Source organism: Xanthobacter aminoxidans (genome assembly GCF_043193615.1).
GTDB lineage: Bacteria > Pseudomonadota > Alphaproteobacteria > Rhizobiales > Xanthobacteraceae > Xanthobacter > Xanthobacter aminoxidans.
The window spans coordinates 1,194,422-1,213,346 of the sequence record NZ_JBAFUS010000001.1 but is presented as its reverse complement, the minus strand read 5'-3'; the positions used below and the strand labels follow the sequence as shown (position 1 = coordinate 1,213,346).

Annotated in this window: 17 protein-coding genes; 14 read left to right on the top strand and 3 right to left on the bottom strand. The window is 66.1% G+C overall.

What is annotated here, in order from left to right:
* Complete coding sequence (locus V5F74_RS05495; RefSeq protein WP_029557497.1) at positions 1–504, bottom strand: flavin reductase; 504 nt, start codon at positions 502–504, stop codon at positions 1–3.
* 165 nt (positions 505–669) lie between these two features.
* Between V5F74_RS05495 and V5F74_RS05490 the strand changes: the two genes are divergently transcribed.
* From V5F74_RS05490 to V5F74_RS05480, 3 genes are read left to right on the top strand one after another with little or no spacing between them, the layout of a single operon-like run.
* Positions 670–1,824: an acyl-CoA dehydrogenase family protein gene (locus V5F74_RS05490; protein ID WP_394006733.1), complete on the top strand. Its 1,155-nt coding sequence runs from the start codon at positions 670–672 to the stop codon at positions 1,822–1,824.
* A gap of 11 nt (positions 1,825–1,835) precedes the next feature.
* Positions 1,836–2,291 (top strand): MaoC family dehydratase N-terminal domain-containing protein, encoded by a 456-nt coding sequence (locus V5F74_RS05485; protein WP_394006731.1) that lies wholly within the window; start codon positions 1,836–1,838, stop codon positions 2,289–2,291.
* A 3-nt stretch (positions 2,292–2,294) separates the two neighbouring features.
* A complete protein-coding gene (locus V5F74_RS05480; protein ID WP_394006729.1) occupies positions 2,295–3,917 on the top strand; it encodes a rhodanese-like domain-containing protein in 1,623 nt (540 codons plus the stop codon).
* Between the two features lie 50 nt (positions 3,918–3,967).
* On the opposite strand, the gene V5F74_RS05475 is transcribed toward V5F74_RS05480, so the two are convergent.
* Positions 3,968–5,371 carry an aminotransferase-like domain-containing protein gene (locus tag V5F74_RS05475; RefSeq protein ID WP_029557501.1) on the bottom strand — a complete coding sequence of 468 codons (1,404 nt, stop codon included), beginning with the start codon at positions 5,369–5,371 and terminating at the stop codon, positions 3,968–3,970.
* A 260-nt stretch (positions 5,372–5,631) separates the two neighbouring features.
* Here V5F74_RS05475 and V5F74_RS05470 point away from each other — a divergent pair, with 260 nt between their 5' ends.
* From V5F74_RS05470 to V5F74_RS05425, 10 genes are all read left to right on the top strand, one after another.
* On the top strand, positions 5,632–7,278 hold the full coding sequence (locus tag V5F74_RS05470; RefSeq protein ID WP_394006727.1) for a class I adenylate-forming enzyme family protein: 1,647 nt from the start codon (positions 5,632–5,634) through the stop codon (positions 7,276–7,278).
* 147 nt (positions 7,279–7,425) lie between these two features.
* Positions 7,426–8,238 (top strand): 3-oxoacyl-ACP reductase FabG, encoded by an 813-nt coding sequence (gene fabG / locus V5F74_RS05465; protein WP_394006725.1) that lies wholly within the window; start codon positions 7,426–7,428, stop codon positions 8,236–8,238.
* A gap of 49 nt (positions 8,239–8,287) precedes the next feature.
* On the top strand, positions 8,288–9,451 hold the full coding sequence (locus tag V5F74_RS05460; protein ID WP_197022996.1) for an acyl-CoA dehydrogenase family protein: 1,164 nt from the start codon (positions 8,288–8,290) through the stop codon (positions 9,449–9,451).
* A gap of 11 nt (positions 9,452–9,462) precedes the next feature.
* Positions 9,463–9,879 carry a MaoC/PaaZ C-terminal domain-containing protein gene (locus tag V5F74_RS05455; protein ID WP_029557505.1) on the top strand — a complete coding sequence of 139 codons (417 nt, stop codon included), beginning with the start codon at positions 9,463–9,465 and terminating at the stop codon, positions 9,877–9,879.
* A gap of 59 nt (positions 9,880–9,938) precedes the next feature.
* Positions 9,939–11,324 carry an acetyl-CoA carboxylase biotin carboxylase subunit gene (locus V5F74_RS05450; protein ID WP_029557506.1) on the top strand — a complete coding sequence of 462 codons (1,386 nt, stop codon included), beginning with the start codon at positions 9,939–9,941 and terminating at the stop codon, positions 11,322–11,324.
* Positions 11,325–11,497: 173 nt separating this feature from the next.
* The gene (locus V5F74_RS05445; protein ID WP_394006723.1) at positions 11,498–12,034 is read left to right on the top strand and encodes a TRAP transporter small permease; all 537 of its coding nucleotides are present in this window, start codon (positions 11,498–11,500) and stop codon (positions 12,032–12,034) included.
* Between the two features lie 50 nt (positions 12,035–12,084).
* Complete coding sequence (locus V5F74_RS05440; RefSeq protein WP_029557508.1) at positions 12,085–13,392, top strand: TRAP transporter large permease; 1,308 nt, start codon at positions 12,085–12,087, stop codon at positions 13,390–13,392.
* Between the two features lie 25 nt (positions 13,393–13,417).
* Positions 13,418–14,551 carry a C4-dicarboxylate TRAP transporter substrate-binding protein gene (locus V5F74_RS05435; RefSeq protein ID WP_156026343.1) on the top strand — a complete coding sequence of 378 codons (1,134 nt, stop codon included), beginning with the start codon at positions 13,418–13,420 and terminating at the stop codon, positions 14,549–14,551.
* 87 nt (positions 14,552–14,638) lie between these two features.
* Positions 14,639–15,382 carry an enoyl-CoA hydratase/isomerase family protein gene (locus V5F74_RS05430; protein WP_197022997.1) on the top strand — a complete coding sequence of 248 codons (744 nt, stop codon included), beginning with the start codon at positions 14,639–14,641 and terminating at the stop codon, positions 15,380–15,382.
* 4 nt (positions 15,383–15,386) lie between these two features.
* Positions 15,387–16,556 carry a thiolase family protein gene (locus V5F74_RS05425; RefSeq protein ID WP_029557511.1) on the top strand — a complete coding sequence of 390 codons (1,170 nt, stop codon included), beginning with the start codon at positions 15,387–15,389 and terminating at the stop codon, positions 16,554–16,556.
* 151 nt (positions 16,557–16,707) lie between these two features.
* Here the strand turns inward: V5F74_RS05425 and V5F74_RS05420 are convergent, their stop codons facing one another.
* Positions 16,708–17,772 (bottom strand): GlxA family transcriptional regulator, encoded by a 1,065-nt coding sequence (locus V5F74_RS05420; RefSeq protein WP_245279350.1) that lies wholly within the window; start codon positions 17,770–17,772, stop codon positions 16,708–16,710.
* Positions 17,773–17,864: 92 nt separating this feature from the next.
* Between V5F74_RS05420 and V5F74_RS05415 the strand changes: the two genes are divergently transcribed.
* Complete coding sequence (locus V5F74_RS05415; RefSeq protein ID WP_029557513.1) at positions 17,865–18,923, top strand: ABC transporter substrate-binding protein; 1,059 nt, start codon at positions 17,865–17,867, stop codon at positions 18,921–18,923.
* Positions 18,924–18,925 lie beyond the last annotated feature (2 nt).

Below are 18,925 nucleotides of genomic sequence, written 5' to 3'. Positions count from 1 at the left end.
TCAGGCCGTCTCGCCATGGGCGATGTGCCTGTAGTCTCCCTCGAAATAGAGCAGGGGATTGGTGCTCTCGCGCTGCCGCATCGCCACCACTTGGCCCACCAGGATGTCGTGGGTTCCCGAGCTGAACTGGGACGACACCTCGCAGTCGAAATTGGTCATCGCCTCGTCGAGCGCGGGCGAGCCTGTGGCCAGGGTCGACCAGCGACAGCTGGAGAACCGTTCAGCCGGGTCGCGCGAGAGGAACTGGCGGGCGAAAGGCATCTGGTCCGCGGCGAGCACATTCACGCAGAACACGCCCGCCTCGATGATGAGGCCGTGGGTGCGCGTGCCGCGGTTGACGCACACCAGAATGCTGGGCGGCCCGGCGCTGACCGAACACACCGCGGTGGCGATGAGCCCGGCCGGGCGTCCCTGCTCAAGGGTCGAGACCACGTTCACAGCGGCCGCCAGACGGCGCATGCCGCGCTTGAAGTCATCCTCCGACACGGCGTCAAAGCGCGGCATGGGGCATTTCCTTTGTTTGTGGACGGGATGCGGCGGGTACAATCCCGCAATCCATACAAAATTGCCTTGATATAGGGTAACGTTCAAGACACAATGTGGCTATAAAAATAGATACATTGTGGTGCCGCTCCCACGGCTGCACCTGCAGGGCAGGAAGACATCCGGATGGATTTTCAACTGACCGATCGTCAGAAGGAGCTGATCGAGGCGGCGAAGGGTGCGTACGAGCGCAAGCTTGCTCCGCTGGTGGCGGATTCCAGCGTCGCCGGGGTGCGCCGCTTGCGCAGCGCCATGGCGGAGCAGGGGCTTCTTGGGCTCAATCTGCCTCCCGAGCACGGCGGCCTCGGTCTTCCGCTTCTCGATACGCTGCTGGTGATCCAGACCCTCCAGGCCTGCGCGCCCATCGTCGGTGGCTTGAGCCACCGCACCTCCACGGGCGCCGTTGGCGCCGTCGCGGAATACGGCACGCCCGAGCAGCGAGTGCGCTTCGTCGAGCCCCTGTGCCGCGGAGAGATCGGCATCTCCATCGGCATTACCGAGCCCGACGCCGGCTCGGCCGCCACCGCATTGAAGACCCGCGCCCGGATCGATGGCGACCACGTGGTGCTCAACGGTTCCAAGCAGTTCGTCAGCTTCGTGAACATCAACGAGTTCACGCTGGTCTATTGCCGGTTTGGCACGTCGGGGAAGGCGTCGGACATCGGTGCCGTCATCGTCCCGCATGATGCGCCGGGCTTTCGCCATTCGAACGGCACGCTCAATATGGCCGACGAGCTTCTGTTCGAGCTTTATTTCGACGATTGCCGGGTGCCGAAGGAAAATATTCTCCTTGATGGAGGTGCATTCGGCAAACTCATCAGCGTCTACAATGCCGAGCGCCTTGGAAGCATGGCGCGAATGCTGGGTTCCGCGCGCGCGGCCTATGAATTTGCGCTCGCTTATTCCAAGGAGAGGCGGCAGTTCGGTCGCGAGATCTGCGATTTTCAAGGCATCCAGTGGATGCTGGCCGACATGCGCGTGAAGCTCGATGCGGCCCACCTGCTCGTCATGCGCGCGGCATCGACGGCCCAGGTCACGGGCCTGCCCGCGCCGCTTGAGACCTCCATTGCCAAGGTGTTCACCGCCAAAGCGGCGAAGGAGATCTGTGACGACGCCATCCAGGTGCTCGGCGCCAACGGCTACACCAAGGAATATCCCCTCGTTCACCGCTATGCCGAGGTACGTGGCGGCTCGATCTATGGCGGCACCATGCAGATCCACAAGAACATGATCGCGGCTGCCATCCTCGAGCGTGAGAACAGCCAGTGGAAGAAGGCCTGAGGGAGGCCGCCGTGACCGTCGAGATCGACCGCTCGCTGATCGGCAGACGCAGCGCCCCCTACATCGTCGAGGTGGAGAAGGGGGCCGTGCGGCGCTTCGCCGACGCCATCGGCGACCCCAATCCCGTGTACCGCGATATGGAGGCGGCGCGGGCGCAGGGCTATGCCGGCATCATTGCGCCACCCACCTTCCCGGTCTCCTTTCACTGCCCCGAAGAGCCCGAGTGGACCCGCAGTCTCGACCGGCGGCGCGTGCTCGCCGGCGAGCAGGGCTTTCACTATGCGAGGCCGATCGTGGTGGGAGACATCCTCACCTGCTGCATCACCTTTGTCGGGGTGGAGGAGAAGCAGGCGCGCTCCGGCGCCATGGAGCTTTTGGTTCAGGAGATCGAGGGCCGAGATGCGGCCGGCGCGCCGGTCTACCGCCACCGGCGCGTCATGGTCTATCGCGCCGCCCTGGCGATCTGAGCGATGGATGCCATCGCCGCCACCCCCCTGATGACGGCGGTCGCCTTTGCTGCGGCGCTTGCCGACCCACGGCACGCTTGGCCGAGCCGGCAATGGGCGCTTCTCGATGTCCGCGAGCACGGCGCTTACGAGCGAGGCCATATTCCCGGCGCCACATCGCTGCCGCGTCGCCGGCTCGAGTATCGCGTGGAGGAACTGGTGCCCGCTCGCGCGACCCCGGTGGTGCTGTACGACGACGGCGGGGACGATCGTCGCGCCGTGCTCGCGGCGGACGATCTTCGCGGGTACGGCTATAGTCGTGTCAGCGTGCTCGCCCACGGCCTCGCCGGCTGGCGCGCGCGTGGTGGGCGGCCGGCGACGGGCGTGAACGTGCCGTGCAAGACCTTTGGCGAGCGGGTTCTCGCCGAGGACCGGGTGAGCCATATCGATGCGGCGGGGCTCGACGCCCTCCGTGCTGCCGGCGTACGCGTCGCGATCCGGGATGTCCGCACCGCGGAGGAGTTCGCTGACGCGCACATTCCGACGGCCCGATCTGCACCCGGCTTCGAGCTGGCGCTTCGCCTCATGGATCTGGAGGCGGACTGCGACACGGTGGTGGTGAATTGCGCCGGCCGCACGCGCTCTATCATCGGTACCGCCACTCTGGCGCGGCTCGGCGTGCGATCGGTCTTTGCGCTTGAGAATGGCACCATGGGCTGGCAGCTGGATGGCCGCGCGCTGGAGCGCGGGGAGGCAGGCTCGCCGCCTCCTTCGTCCGGCAGCTGGGCGCACGCCGTTGCCCGCGCCGAAGGCTTGGCGCGAACACACGGGGTCGGTTTCCTTTCTCCCCGAGACCTCTCAGCGCTCCTAGCCCGCCCATCCGCCGATGTGCGCCTCATCGACGTTCGGACGAAAGATGCCTTCGACGCCGGGCACATCGCTGGCGCTGCGTTCGCTCCGGGCGGACAGGCGGTGCAGCGGGCCGACGATTTCATCGCCGTACCCGGTGCCGACGTGGTGTTTGTGGACGATGGCGACGCGCGCGCCTTGCTTGCCGCCTATTGGTATCGGCGCATGGGTTTCCCGCGTGTCCATGTGCTCGCAGGGGGCGTGCCGGCCTGGCGCGACTCGGGCCGCAGGGTCGTGCAGGGCTACGCCCGCGCCACGCCGTTGGGCCTTGCCGCCGCGACCTCCGCTTGCGCCTTCCTGGACGCGGCGAACCTCTCCCGCCGCCTGGACGCGCCACCTGAGACGCGGCCCCTCGTGGTCGACGTGGGTTCGAGCCGCGATCTTGCTTCGGGCCACATACCGGGTGCGCTCTGGCTGCCGCGCGGCGCGCTGGAGCTTCGGGCGGCGGAACTCCCGCCGGGTCGGACGGTGGTGCTCGCATCGGCGGAGGAGGCTCAATCCATTCTCGCCGCACGCGCGCTGGCACGTCTCGGCCGCGAGGAAATCTATGTCCTTGAAGGCGGCATCGCCGCCTGGCGCGCCGCGGGATTTTCGCTCGCGGAAGGCCTGCCTGATGGAGCGGGCGCCGACGACATCGTGGATCCGCCCTATCAGCGTGGGCTGACCGGAATGCGGTCTTATCTCGAGTGGGAGATCGCGCTGCACGGCCAGTCGCCGACGCCGGAGGGCGGCGCATGAGCCGCCGGTTCCGAGGGCCGGCGTTCCGGCCGGGGGGCCGCGCTCTAGCCCTACACCACGGTCATGCGCGGCTGCGGGCGCTCGCGGGCAAGTCGGGTGAGGATGTCGATGCCCTTGGCGAGAACACTCGCCTTCTGCGCCGGATTGACCGAGATGCGGAACGCGCGGGGCGGCCTCGACCCGCCGATGGTGAAATTGTCCGACGGCACGACCGAGACGCCCTCCCGATAAGCTGCCTCGCAGAACTCCGCCGCGTTCCAGTGATCCGGGAGATGCAGCCACTGGAAGAATGCGGCCGGGTGACTGGAGACCTTCCAGCCCGCCAGCAGCTTGAGAGCCGCTTCGTGGCGGGCACGCAGCTCGGCCAGGTTGTGGCGGGCGATGGCGTCGGCGGAGCCGTCGGCGATCATCGTCCCGGCGATCTCCAGCGGCAGCGGCGCGTTGGCAAGCATCAGCGCATGAAGCGTGTGGACGAGGCGTTCGCAGAGCGTCGGCGGGCTCGCCATGTAGGCGACGCGCAGAGCCGGGGTGACGCTCTTGCCGAACGAGCTGAGATAGATCGTCCGCTCCGGCGCGAAGTGCGCGATGGGCAGGGGGCGCTCCGTCATGCCGCTGATGGCCGCGTCGTCCTCGATGAGGATCAGATCATGGCGGCGCGCAAGGTCGGCGATGCGCTGGCGACGCTTCTCGGACATCATTGCCGCGGTGGGATTGTGAACCGTGGGCTGAAGATAGAGGCAGCGCCCGCCGGTGGTGGCGACCGCCTCCTCCAGGGCCTCGGGAATGATGCCTTCGCTGTCGATGGCCACAGGCGCCAGACGGCGCCCGAGCAGCGCGCCGAGGGAATTGACGCCGGAATAGGTGAGCGCTTCGGACAAGAGGGTTTCGCCGGGGGCGACGGTGCCGCTGATGGCCACCAGCAGCGCCTGTTGGCCGCCTCCGCAGGCGATCACGCGGTCGGGCGTCACCTGGAGGCCGGAGCGGCGAATCCACTGGGCACCGGCGGTGCGGTGGCTCAGCAGGCCTTCGGCGGGCGGATACTTGTGCACCGGCATGAGGGCGGCGCGTGCCGCGGCGAGCGTCATGGCCTTCCCGAGTTCCTCGGAAAGGCCGGCCACGGGCGAACGGTAGCAGGCGAAATCGATGGTGCCGGGCATGCGCTCGGGCAGGTAGTTCGGGATGGTCGCCTCGATCCCACGGCAGACGAAGGTGCCACGCCCGACCTCGCCGGAGACCAGCTGGCGCTTCTTCATGATGTTGTACGCGCGTCCGACCGTCCCGACGGTGACGCCGAGCTGTTCGGCCAGATCGCGCTGCGGGGGCAATTGCGCGCCGAGCGGCAGCTCGCCGCTGTCGATGGCCTCTGCGATGGCGCCCGCGAGCGCGAGATAGCGCGGGCCTTCAAACTTCGAAATGTCGGGTGTCCATACCCCCGCGCCGGCGGCGTCAGTCATGGCGTTCGGGTTCTCCGGCCGAAGATCAATGTCCAGCATAATGTAACTTATCTGACGGCTACATTGATACAGGGATGTTACGGAGGCGGCCGGCCTCGCCGAGGCCGCCGGACAATTCCTCCCGCGCCCCGGCGGGCTGTGCCGTCGCATGTCGGACCTTCGGGTCGCCAGCCCCACGCCGCGGCGCTTTCTCCGGAAACGATCAACTGGCGCGCCTTCGCCTAGGGCGGGTCGAGCGCCGGGAGGGAAGGGAAACAACAATGAGCAATCCGTTCCGCAATGCGACCTACGCGCAGGCCCTGGCGATGCTTGCCGCGCGTCATGGGGAGCGAGACGCCCTGGTGTTCCGCGATCAGCGCTTCTCCTTCGCCGATCTCCGCCGCGAGGCCGACGCCGCGTCCCGGCGGTTCGCGGCGCTGGGGCTGAAGCCCGGCGACAAGGTCGGAATTCTGATGCCGAACCGGCCGGAATTCATCTGGTCGTGGCTCGGCGCCGCGCAGATGGGACTGGTCTGCGTGATGCTGAACACCCGTCTCCGACGCGACGAAATTGCCTACCAGCTCGGCCAGTCCGACTGCCGGGCGGTGATCGTGACCGATGCCGGCGACGGTCCCGATTTCCTCGTCGCGCTCGCGGAGCTGTGCCCCGGCCTCCGCGACGGAGCGCCGGGCGCAATAGCTGGCGAGGCCTTGCCGCAGCTCGATTTTGTGATCATCTGCGAGGACACGAACCGCGGCTATTCCGGGGCTCTCACCTGGGCCGGGCTCGACAGTCCCTCGGGTGCGATGCCGGACATGGCGGACGATCCCGCGTCCCCGGCCATTATCTCATACAGCTCCGGCACCACGGCCCTGCCGAAGGGGGCGATGATTTCCCATTGCCTGTGGCGCAAGGCGTGGGACATCGGCATCCGCGTGGATCTGACCGCGGACGATTGCCTCTATCTCGCCATCCCCATGTTCGGCTCCATGGCCACGATGAACGGCATCGCACCCTATTGGGTGCGTGGGGCCAAGGTCGTGCTGGGCGAGCAGTTCGATGCCGGTGCATGCCTTGCGGCGATCGCGCGCGAGAACGTCACGGGCATGCACGTGCTGCCGCCGATCCTGCGCCAGCTGCTCGCCCACGAGGACTTCCGCAGGACCGACACTTCGTCCCTGCGCCTCGCCTATACGCTGAGCATTGACCCCGAAATCCTCGCCCAGGTGGAGGATGAACTGGGCGTGCCCGGCACCATCACCGGCTACGGCATGACCGAGACCACCACTGTGGTGACCCGCAACCGCTGGGACGACCCGCGCGAGGTGCGCCACGCCACCCAGGGCTGGCCGCTGCCGGACCTCGAAGTGTCGATCATCGACCCCGCGACGCTCGCGCCCATGCCCGCCGGCGAGCCGGGCGAGATCTGGGTGCGCGGCTATTCCATCATGCTCGGCTACTACAAGAAGCCGGAGGAGACGGCCCGCGCCATCAACCCTGACGGCTGGCTGCGCACCGGCGACTGGGGACGGCAGGACGAGACCGGCCGTGTCACGCTGCTCGGCCGCCTTGGCGACACCTATAAGTCGCGCGGCTTCAACGTCTCTCCGGCGGAGGTGGAAGCGGTGCTGGATCGCCACCCGCGCGTGGAGGTGTGCGCCGTCGTCGGTGTGCCCGACGATCGATATGGCGAGGTGGGCATCGCCTTCGTGGTCCCCGCTACGGGGGAGGGGGCGCAGGAGGCGGAATTGCTCGGCTACCTGAAGCCGAAGATCGCCGCCTACAAGATGCCGGCCCGCGTGTTTTTCATCGAAGCGCTGCCGCTGACCTCCGGCACTGGGAAGGTCCAGAAATTCAAGCTTCGCGCCGAGGCGCTGCAACGCCTCGGTCTCGTGCCGCCGGAGCCGGGGCGCCCGGCTTCTCCGTGATCAAGACGGCCCCGCAGCCGCTGAAGCTGCAGATTGTGAGCATTCTTGTGCGTCAATGACATGTATTATTACCATATAAATGGTGACAATCTGATTTGAACGTGCTCAGAATGGCCTAACAATAGGAGTCCCGCCCGGTATCGGCAGATGCGGCGAGGGACCCGATGGGAGAGAGACGCGATGGGGGAGAAGCGCTTTTCCGGCCGGCGGGTGGTCGTCACTGGCTCTGCCCGAGGTATCGGCCGGGCAACGGCGGAGAGGTTTGCGGAGGACGGCGCCGCAGTGGCGGTGGTCGATCTCGATGCCGCCACCGCCGCGGCTACGGCAGCCGAAATCGCTGCGACCTACGAAACCCAGGCGGTGGGCATCGCCTGCGACGTCTCCGTGCGTGAGAGCGTCGAAGCGATGGCCGAAGAGGTGGCGCAGCGGCTCGGCGGGATAGATGTGCTCGTCAACAATGCCGGCGTCACCAGAGACAACCTCATTCACAAGATGGAAGATGAGGATTGGGATCTCGTGATGGGGGTTCATCTGCGTGGCGCATTCCTGTGTACGCGCGCCGCCCAACGTCACATGGTGCGCCAGAACTACGGCAAGATCTGCAACATCTCTTCCACCTCCGCGCTCGGAAATCGCGGGCAGGTCAACTATTCGACCGCCAAGGCCGGGCTGCAAGGTTTCACCCGCAGCCTCGCGCTCGAATTGGGGCGCTTCAACATCAATGTGAACGCAGTGGCGCCCGGCTTCATCGATACCGAGATGACGCAGCTCACGGCCCGTCGGCTTGGCCACGAGCCTGAGGCCTACCGCCAGATGCGTGCGAAGACCATCGCCATTGGTCGGGTTGGCGTGCCGCGCGACGTGGCGAACCTCGTCTGCTTCCTGTGCTCCGACGAGGCGGGATTCGTGAATGGGCAAGTCGTCTATGCGAGCGGCGGCCCGGAGACGCGGCGCGGCTGATCGCCGGGCGGTGCCACTCTCTCAAGAATAATCGGAAATGGAGGAGACGATGATCGATCCCGTCGATGCGCTGGAGCGCGACGACATCAAGGAGCTGGCAGCCCTGGCAATCGGCGAGTTTCGCCCGCGCGGCGCGAGCTATGACGCCAATTGCGATATGCCGCGCGAGAATATCGAGGCGCTCTTCTCCCGCGGCTGGCTGACCACGACGCTCCCCAAGGAGATGGGCGGCAAGGGCTCGAACCTCACCACGGACGATCCCGCCACCTATCTGCAGGCCCTGCGCGTGATCGCACGGGGGTGCAGTTCCACCGCCCATTGCTACCAGGTGCAGAACCACACCGCCTGGGCGGTGAACGATCTGGGCACGCCGGAGCAGCGCGAGCGCTTCATCCAGCCCATGTTCGAGCGTCCGTCGCTGTCCGGCTTCGTGGGCTCCGAGGCCAAACGCAAGCACATGTACATGATGAACACCTCCGCCAAGCGCGTGGATGGAGGGTTTATCCTCAACGGCGAGAAAAACTACGCCACGAACGGTCCGATGATGAGCTTTGCTATCATCTTCGCCGCCATCGATGGCGTGAACAACTATCTCGACAACCATCAGATGCTCATCGTCGAGCCCGGCATGAAGGGCGTGACGATCGACAATGACTGGTATCGGCCCAACGGCATGCGTGCCGCGGCAAGCCCGATCATCACCCTCGACAATGTTTTCATTCCGGACAGCCATGTCCTCGGCGAGCCCGGCGCCTATCCGCGCGGGCGCTGGCAGGGCCGGTTTCATCTCGGTTTCACCGCCAACTATCTCGGCACCACGGAGGGCATGTACGAGTGGTGCCGCCAATACCTGATCGAGCGCGGGCGCGGCAGGGCGGAGCTGATCCAGATGCGTATGGGCGAGATGCGCATCGCTCTCGATGCCGCCGGCTCGCTCTTCCACGACGCCATTCGCGCGTTCAAGACACGGTCGGTGGTTGAGGCGGAGCTGCTCTCCATGAGCGCCAAGTCCACGGCAGCGCACGTCGCCTTCGAACTGTCTCACAAGCTGATCCATGCGGTCGGCTCGACTGCACTTTTCGACGAGTATCCGCTCAGTCGCTATCTCCGCGATCTGGAGACGCATGTGCTCCATGCGGGGCACGACCGCACGGCGCAGATCGTCGGCCAGGCGGAGTTGAACGAGACATTCGATTCGACCCTCCAGCGCTGAGGCGCGGCGCGATGCAGAGGCGCTTCGACGAACTGGCCGTGGGAGACCGGGACACGTTTTCGAGCGATCCCGTTACGACCCGCCAACTGGTGATGTATGCGGGCGCCTCGGGCGACTTCAACCGTATCCATTACGATGATGCCTATGCCCGGGAGGCCGGGCTCGCCGGCGTGATAGCCCATGGCATGCTGACCATGGGTATCGCCGGGCGCAGCGCCTCTGCGTTCGGCGGTCCGGGCGCGTTCGTGCGCGACATCGAAGGGCGCTTCCTCAATCCGGTGCGCCCGGGTGACGTGGTGGTGATGACCGTTGAAGTGGTGGCGAAGGAGACGCGGCAGGGCGTCCCCTGCTGCGATCTCGCGGTGAGAGGCGAGGTCGAGCGGAGGCTCGTCTTTCAGGGCAACGCCACCCTCGCGTTTCAGCGATAGGCACGCATTCCAGCCGGGCCCAGGCCGCCGGCTCCACGCTCCAAACCGGGAAGGGATCGATGAAGAGTGTCCTCATCGCCAATCGCGGCGAGATCGCCTGCCGCATCGTGCGGGCCTGCCGCGACCTCGGGCTGAGAAGCATCGCAGTCTACTCCGACGCCGACCGCAACGCTCTTCACGTGGAGCTGGCGGACGAGGCGGTGCGCATCGGTCCCCCTCCGGCGCGGCAGAGCTATCTCGATGCCGACGCCATCCTGGAAGCCGCGCGCGCCACCGGCGCCATGGCCATCCATCCCGGCTACGGTTTCCTCTCGGAGAGCCCCTCTTTTGCACGGAAGGTCGTGGACGCCGGGCTCCTCTTCGTGGGGCCGGCTGACACCATCATTGCCGAGATGGGTGACAAGGGGCGCGCCCGCGCGCGGGCCGAGGATGCGGGCGTCCCTGTTTTGCCCGGCTCCGGACGGTTGCCCCGGGACATGGGGGAGAACCTGCCCGGCCTCGGCGCATCCGTGGGCTTCCCGCTGCTGGTGAAGGCGACAGGCGGGGGCGGGGGCATCGGCATGCGCCGTGTCGACACCGAAGCCGATCTCCCGGCCGCCGTCGAACGCGCGCGCGAGCAGGCGGCCCGCAGCTTCGGCGATGACGGCGTCTATCTCGAACATTTCGTCGCCGCCGCGCGCCATGTGGAAGTGCAGGTGTTTGGCGTTGCTCCCGGCCGGGTCATCGCCTTTCCCGAGCGAGACTGCTCGGTGCAACGCCGCTTCCAGAAGGTGATCGAGGAGAGCCCCGCCGCAAACCTGCCCGATGGGGTCTCCCATGGGCTGAGGACGGCGGCCGCCCGCCTCGCGGCGCGGGTCGGGTATCTCGGCGCGGGGACCGTCGAGTTCATCGTCGACGCCGCGACCGGGCGCTTCTATTTCCTGGAGATGAACACGCGCATCCAGGTAGAGCACCCCGTTACGGAAATGGTGACGGGCCTCGATCTGGTGGCGTTGCAGCTGCGCCAGGCGGCCGGCGAGGACCTCTCGGCGGCGATCCCAGATCCGCCGGTGGCGGTCGGCCATGCCATCGAAGCCCGCATCTATGCGGAGGCTCCGGACCGTGGGTTCCTGCCAACGCCGGGACGACTTGCACGGCTGGATCTTCCTGCACTGGGCGACGGCCTGCGCATCGATACAGGGGTTCGGGCGGGCGACGAGATCACCCCATTCTACGATCCCATGATTGCCAAGGTGATCGCCTGGGGCCCGGACAGGGAAACCGCGCGGCGGCGCCTTGATGATGCTTTGGCGGCGACGTGTATCAATGGCGTGGGGAGCAATCTCGCGTTCCTGCGGTCCGTGCTCGCGCATGCGGAATTTCGCACCGGTGCCGCCACGACCGACTTCGTGGCGAGGCATGGTTCCGCTTTGCTTTCTCCACGGACGGAAGAGCCCCGGGGATGACTGGGGGCTGCTGAGCGTGTGGCGACTGTGGCGAAACGCATCCGCCGATTAATACCAGAATTCAAAGTATCAATCTGGACGAATTGTGTTGATCTGTATCAAGGCTTTGTTATGGTTCGCGTTAACGACGATGCGTCCGGCATGACTGGCGCACACGGGAGGGACCCATGGGATTGGCGCGCAGGATCCTCGATCCGGTAGCGAATCTGCTGCTGCTTGCCGCGGGCTTGAGCATCGTGCTGATGATGGTGATCGTCGTCGCCGATGCGGTGGCGCGTAGCCTGTTCAATGGCACCGTGCCCGGCAGTCAGGAGCTGACCGCCAACTATTTCATGGTCGCGGTGACGTTCCTGCCGCTGGCCTGCGTGCAGCGGGACAAGGCCCACGTCATCATTGAGCTGTTCACCGGCTGGATGCCGCCACGCGCCGTGGCCTCGCTCGATGCGGTGGTCTGCCTCGCCTGCGCCGCCGGAACGCTCGTATTCTGCTATGCGACCTACTTGAAGGCCCTCGCCATGACGCGGGCCGGTGAATACGCGGTCGGCACGGTGATCGTCACGATCTGGCCGACCCGCTGGCTGGTGGTGGCCGGCGCGCTGGTGCTTGCGCTCTATCTCCTGCTCAACGCGGCGGAGGAAGCGCGCGCCGCCATCTTTGGAAAGCCGGCACCGGGCGGCGCCCGTCATGGCCATGCGCTCGACGTCGACTGACGCCGCGCCCCCTCCACCTTTCCCCGAACCGGCGTCTTCAAGGGCACATCATGTCATCGATCACCGTCGGCATTCTTGCGATCGCCATTCTGTTGCTGATGCTGGCCGTACGGGTGCCCATCGCCTTCGCGCTCGCCTCGGTTTCCGTGGTCGGGATGCTGGTCATACGTGGGCCGGCAGCGGCGATGAGCGTGCTGGCCGAGCAGCCCTACAATTTCATCGCCCATTGGTCGATGTCGGCGGTGCCCATGTTCATCCTCATGGGCACCCTGGCCTATCACGGCGGCCTCACCCAAAGTCTCTACAGGGCCGCGCGGTTGTGGCTGAGCGCGCTGCCCGGCGGGCTCGCAGTGGCCAGCACCGCCGCCTGCGCGATGTTTGCCGCGGCCTCTGGCTCCAGCGTCGCCACCGCGTCGGCCATGGGGCGCATCGCGATCCCGGAAATGCTGCGCTACCGCTACGATCCGGGCCTTGCCACCGGCGCGGTGGCTGCCGCCGGCACGCTCGGCTCGCTGATTCCGCCCAGCATTCTGATGGTGCTCTACGCCATCTTCGCCGAGGTCTCGGTGAGCCAGGCTCTTGTCGCGGGCGTCATCCCGGGAATTCTGTCGGCGGTCATGTTTGCGACCATGATCGCGATCCGCTGCAAGCTGAATCCCGCCTTGGCCCCGCCGGTGGAAGAGGCGGTGAGCTGGGCGGCCCGCTGGGCGGTGCTCGGGTCGGTGTGGCCGTTGCCGGTGCTGGTGCTGGCGGTGATCGGCAGCATGTATGTGGGCATCTTCACCGCCACCGAAGCCGCCGCGGGCGGTGCCTTGATGACGTTCGTCATCGTCGCGCTGCGGGGGGCGCTGAACTGGCGCGTGATCAAGGAATCGGTGGTGGAATCGGTGAATTCAACCGCCACCATACTCTTCATCGCGCTCGGCGGCTTCCTGCTTTCGCGCTTCATGGCTGTATCCGGCTTGCCGGCTTATGTTGCCCATGTGGTCGACGGGATGGAGCTGCACTGGCTCTACATCATCATCGGCGCGTCGGTGGTCTATATCATCCTCGGGATGTTCCTGGACTCCATCGGCATCATGCTTTTGACGTTGCCGATCATGCTGCCGGTGCTGGAGGCGGCCCATCTGAACCTGATCTGGTTTGGTGTCCTCGTCATCAAATACCTGGAGATCGGGCTTGTGACACCGCCGGTCGGCCTCAATGTCTTCGTTATCAAGAGCGTGGTCGGGAAGTCTGTGCCGCTGGAGACGATCTTCAAGGGCGTGATGTGGTTCATCGTCACCGACATCATCACGCTTATCATTCTCATTTCCTTCCCTGAGATCTCTCTTTTCTTGCCAAACATAATGAAGTGAAGAAGAAAAATCGGGAGGATACAAAGTGAAACACGTCCTTTTCGCAGCCGGTCTGGCTGCCATCAGCGGGGCGACGGCACTCATGCCGGCGTCCGCCCAAGCCGCCGACCCTGTCAAGATCGTCTATGCGAATTATCTTAACCCAAAGCACATCACCAACCCGGTGCTCCTGCGCTACTTTCAGGATGTGGAGCGGGACTCAAAGGGCACGCTGAAGTTCGAGTATCACTTCGGATCGTCTCTCCTGTCGGGTAAAGACATTCCGGGCGGCGTGCGGGACGGGATCGCCGATGCCGGGTACTTCGTCGGCGCCTACATTCCCACCGAAATGCCGGTCGACAACTTCCTCGCCGAGTTCAGTTTGCTCAACGATGAGCCGCTCGTGATGACGGCGGTGCTGAACGAACTGGAACTGTTCAACTGCCCGCAATGCACCGAGGAATACAAGAAGTTCAACACACGCTTTCTCGCCACCTATGCGCTGACGCCCTATGTCTACCACTGCCGCACCGAGATGAAGAAGCTCTCGGATTTCAAGGGCAAGCGCGTGCGCGGCATTTCCGCTTATGCCGACCTGGCGCGCGCCCTCGGTGCGGTGCCGGTCAACGTTAGCCCCGACGAAGGCTACGAGGCGCTGGATCGCGGCATCATCGATTGCGCGCTTCATTCTATCGCCGCCCAGAAGGCGCGCTCCTACGGCGAGGCGGCGAAGTTCGTGCTGCTCGACCCGCTCGGCGGCTTTCTTGGAGCGGCGCTGTTCGACCTGCGGATCGACAAGTGGAATGCCCTGACCGTCGATCAGCGCAAGGCGATCGTCACCAACCTTCCCCAACTGGTCACGGATTCGATCTTCAACTACATCCACGAGGATGAGGAAGTCGTGTCCGAGTACACCAAGAAGGGCACCAAGTTTTACAAGGGAGATGCCGAGTTCGGTGCCTTCATCAAGGATTTTGCCAAGAAGTACACGGCCACGGCGGTGGAGAAGGGCGCAAAGGTTGGCGTGAAGGATCCAGAGAAGATCGCTGCCGAACTGACCCGCCTTGCCGAAAAGTGGCGGGGGCTGCTGGAGAAGAACGGCCGCGACCAGGCGACGTTCAAGCGCCTCCTTTGGGAAGAGATCTACGCCAAGGTCGACGTGCAAAACCCCATCAAGTGAGAGGATGAGACGGTGCCGCAGGGCTGCATTCGGCCCTGCGGCGCGCCTCACCACAGCTCTCGTCCGGGCGCCTGGCTGGAGGAAATGATGTCCCGTGACCACAGGCTGCGCGTCGAGGACGCGGGCGGCGTAAGACGGCTCGTTCTCGACCGACCCGAGGCGCGCAACGCGCTCGACGGCACGCTCGTCGGTGCGCTCACCGAGGCGATCGCGGCGGCCGGTGCCGATCCCGCGGTTCGCGTGGTGGTGCTTGCCGGCACTGGCGGCGGATTCTCCGCCGGCGCCGACCTCAAGGAGACGGCGCGGATCACCGATGCAGCCGTGGCCGCTGCCCATGCGCACCGCATGCGACGTCTGCTTGAGGCGCCCGGCGAGATCGACAAGCCGGTGATCGCCGAGGTCCACGGCTTCGCCCTGGGCGCGGGCTTCGCCCTGGCGCTCGCGTGCGACGTGGCGGTGTGCGCCGCGGATGCGCGGCTCGGTTTCCCCGAGATGCGCCATGCGGTGGTGCCCGCGTTGGTCGTGCCCGGCATCGTGCGGCGTGCGGGACCTCTGGTGGCGTTCGACCTGCTCGCCAACGGGCGGATTTTCACGGCTGCCGAGGCGAGGATTCCAGGTCTCGTGGTGCTGCCCTCCGGTGCCGATGCGGCTCCGGACGTCGCGCGTCGTGCGACGGAACTCGCGGGCCATCCGACAGAGCTGGTGGCCGAGGTGAAGCGCATGGTTCGCACCAGCGATCGCTGCGACCTCGCGCACGCCCTGGACGCTGCAGAACAGGTGAATGTGGAAAACCGCCTCAGGCGGGCGCGTTTGACGCGGCAGGAGGAATGACGAGATGAAGTTTCACGAGGTCGGCGACCATGAACCGGTCATCATTGATGCCGTCCGCACGCCGGTCGGGCGCCGGGATGGTGCCCTCCGGGAATGGCATGCGGCGGCGTTGCTTGGCCACGTCTTCGCCCGCCTTCTGGAGCGCAGCCGACTCGATCCGGGACTGGTGGATGACGTGGTCGCCGGCTGCGCCACGCAGGTGGGCATGCAGGCCGGCAACGTGGCGCGCACGGCGCTCCTCATGGCGGGAATGCCGGTGACGGTTCCGGGCTCCACCGTGCAGCGCGCGTGCGGTTCGTCTCAGCAAGCGGTGCACTTCGCCGATACGCTGATCCGCTCCGGCGTCTGCGATGTGGTTGTGGCCGGCGGCGTCGAGATCATGTCGGCCACCCGTGGCGGCAATGACGATACGCGCTACGGCGCGCGTTATCCGAAGGATCTGGTCGAGCGCTTCTCCATGCCCAGCATGGGCGAGGCGGCCGAGCGGATCGCCGAGCGGTGGCATCTGGATCGGATCTATCTGGATGAGCTTTCCGTGGAAAGCCACCGCCGTGCCGCCGCGGCGCAGGAGGCGGGTCGGTTCGATGCCGACATGATCCCCATTGAGGGGGCCGGCGGTGTGATGCTCACGCGCGACGAGGGCGTGCGGCCCGGATCGAGCGTGGAGAAACTTGCGACCCTGAAGCCGCCCTTCCGTCCGGACGGCCGGGTGACGGCGGGCAATGCCAGCCAGGTCTCGGACGGGGCGGCGGCTCTCCTGCTCATGAGCGCTGGCAAGGCCCGTGCCCTGGGACTTACGCCCCGCGCCCGGGTCCATGCGCAGCTGGTTGTCGGTGTCGATCCCGAGATCATGCTCACGGGCCCGATCCCGGCGACCCGGGGCATCCTCGCCCGCGCCCGGCTGGCGCTCAGCGATATCGACTTGTTCGAGGTCAACGAGGCATTCGCTTCGGTGCTCGGGGCTTGGATCGATGAAATCCAGCCCGACCTCTCGCGGGTCAATGTCAATGGCGGTGCCATTGCAATGGGCCATCCGCTGGGCTCCTCCGGGGCGCGGCTGATGACGTTGCTACTGGGCGAATTGGAGCGACGCGGTGGGCGGTTCGGCCTGCAGTCCATGTGCTGTGGTGGTGGTCTGGGTACCGCGACCATCATTGAGCGGATCGAGCCCTGAGCGATCCGCTCTTCACGCCGAAGGCGTCGTATGAAGACGGGCTTCCGCGCCAGCCGACGTGGTTCTTCAGCTCGGCCTTCTCCCGCCCGGACGCGGGGGGAGGGGAGGCAAAGGGATCGCCGCGCTGGGGCGAGAGACTATTGCAAGGCCGTCAGCCCGGATTGCCGGCATCCGCCCGGCCTGCGCTTGCGTTGCGGCGCAGGGATCGCGGCGTTTCCCCGAATGCGGTCTTGAAGTCCCGTGATAGGTGGGCGCTGTCGGCGAAGCCCGCTCCCATCGCGATGTCTGTCAGCGATCGCTTGCTGTTGAGGATCAGCCATCGTGCATAGTCGAGCCGAAGGCCGCGCTGGAACGCGGCCGGGCTCTGACCGAGGGATACCGCGAACAGGCGCTCGAGCTGGCGTGGGCTGACACCCACATAGCGCGCGATGGCCGCGACCGGCGGAGGATTGTCCAGTCGCTGCTCGATGAACTGCGCGGCCTGTTGCACCCTGACGTCAAGGTGGGGGCCGATCTCCGCATAGAAATGCGGCTGGGGCATCTCGGCCGGCCGCATGTGCTGCAGCATCATGTGCCGCATGGCCTGCTGAGCCTTGTCCCGGCCGCAGTGGCGCGCGACCAGGTAAAGGCCGAGATCGATCGCCGCCGTGGAGCCGGCACAGGTGATCAGATCCCCCTCGTCGATGAAGAGACGCTCCACCCCCGCCTGCACCTTCGGGAAGCGCTGCTTGAAGGCATCGAGCACGTTCCAGTGAACGCAGACCCGCCGCGGCCCCACAAGGCCGGCCCTGGCGATGGCGAATGTGCCGGTGCAGATCCCGAGCAGCCGCACGCCTGACGCCGCCGCCCGCCGCAGGTAGGCGAGCAGGCTCTCAGGCAATGCATCGTTGAGATAGTCGTTGCCGCCGCACACGGCGAGGTAGTCGAAGTTGGCCGGATCCATCAGGTCGCCGTTCGGGGTGACCAATATCCCGCAGCTCGACCGCCGCGGCTGGCCGTCCAGACTCATCACGGTCCAGCTCGCATGGAGCTTGCGGCTGCGTCCGCCATGGTCGGCCGCCAGCCGCAGCACGTCGATCAGTCCGGAAAAGGCGGCCAGCGTGAACTTGTCGAGCAGCAGGAAGCCGATCCGCAGCCGGGCGGCGGGCGGCGCAGGGGGCGGCGGGTGATCGCTGGCACGGGGAGGACGCAGGGGGCGCATGTCGCGAATGTTCAAATTTTAGGCCGGCCCATTCTAGTGCGCTTTGCAGCCGGCGCGCCATCATGACCTCACAGAAGCGCGAAGACGCTCGGCAGAGGAGAACAACGATGACCCTTTCCATCCGGCTGGCCAAGGCATTGTTATCGACCACCATGATCGCCGCGACACTGCCCGCCGCTCCGACCATGGCGCAACAGCCCCCGTCCATCACCGTCGCCTGGTTCGGGGGCAATTGGGGGGATGCCTTCCGCGCCTGCATCGCGGACCCCTTCACCAAGGCGACCGGCGTCGCCGTCAAGGCGGAGATCGGCACCTCTACCGTCACCCTGTCGAAGTTGCAGCAGCAGAAGGGGGCGCCCACCATCGACGTGGCGTGGATGGATGGGGGCATCAGCGAACTCGCACTCGCCGCGGATGTGGTCGAAACGCTCGATCCGGCGGCGATCCCGAACCTTGCCAACGCCGTGCCGGAGGCAGTCTACCGCAGCGGCGCCACGACCTATGCGGTCGGCACCGGCTATTACTCGCTCGGGCTCGCTTACAACACGCAGAAGATCAAGACCGCCCCGACGTCCTGGAACGACCTCTGGAACCCCGCATTCGCCGATGCCGTGACCATTCCCTCGCCCGCCAACGCGTCCGGTGTGCCCTTCATCATCTTCCTGTCGAAGATTGGGGGCGTCCCCACCAGCGACCTCGCGACGACCTTCAAGAAGATCAAGGAACTCAAGGCCGCCCTGTTCTTCGATTCCTCGGGCGCTGCAACCAACGCCTTCCAGAGCGGAGAGGCGATCATCGGCGCGCATTTCAACGTGGGCGCCTGGGATCTGGCGGACAAAGGCCTGCCCATCGGCTTCGTCGTACCAAAGGAAGGGGCCTGGGCGGGGGATACCCGGCTGCACCTCGTGAAGGGGAGCGCGAAGAAGGAAGCCGCCGAAAAGTTCATCAACCAGGCGTTGACGCCCGAGGCGTCGGGATGCCTCGCGGAGAAGCTCTACCTCGGACCTTCGGTGAAGAACGTCTCGGTCAAGCCGGAAACCGCCCGCAAGCTCCCCTGGGGAGAGACGGGATCGGTCAAAAGCCTGATGCTCTTCAACTGGGCGGACATCAACGCGCTGCGCGCGGGCGTCGTCGATACGTGGAACCGCGAAATCGCCCGCAAGTAAGC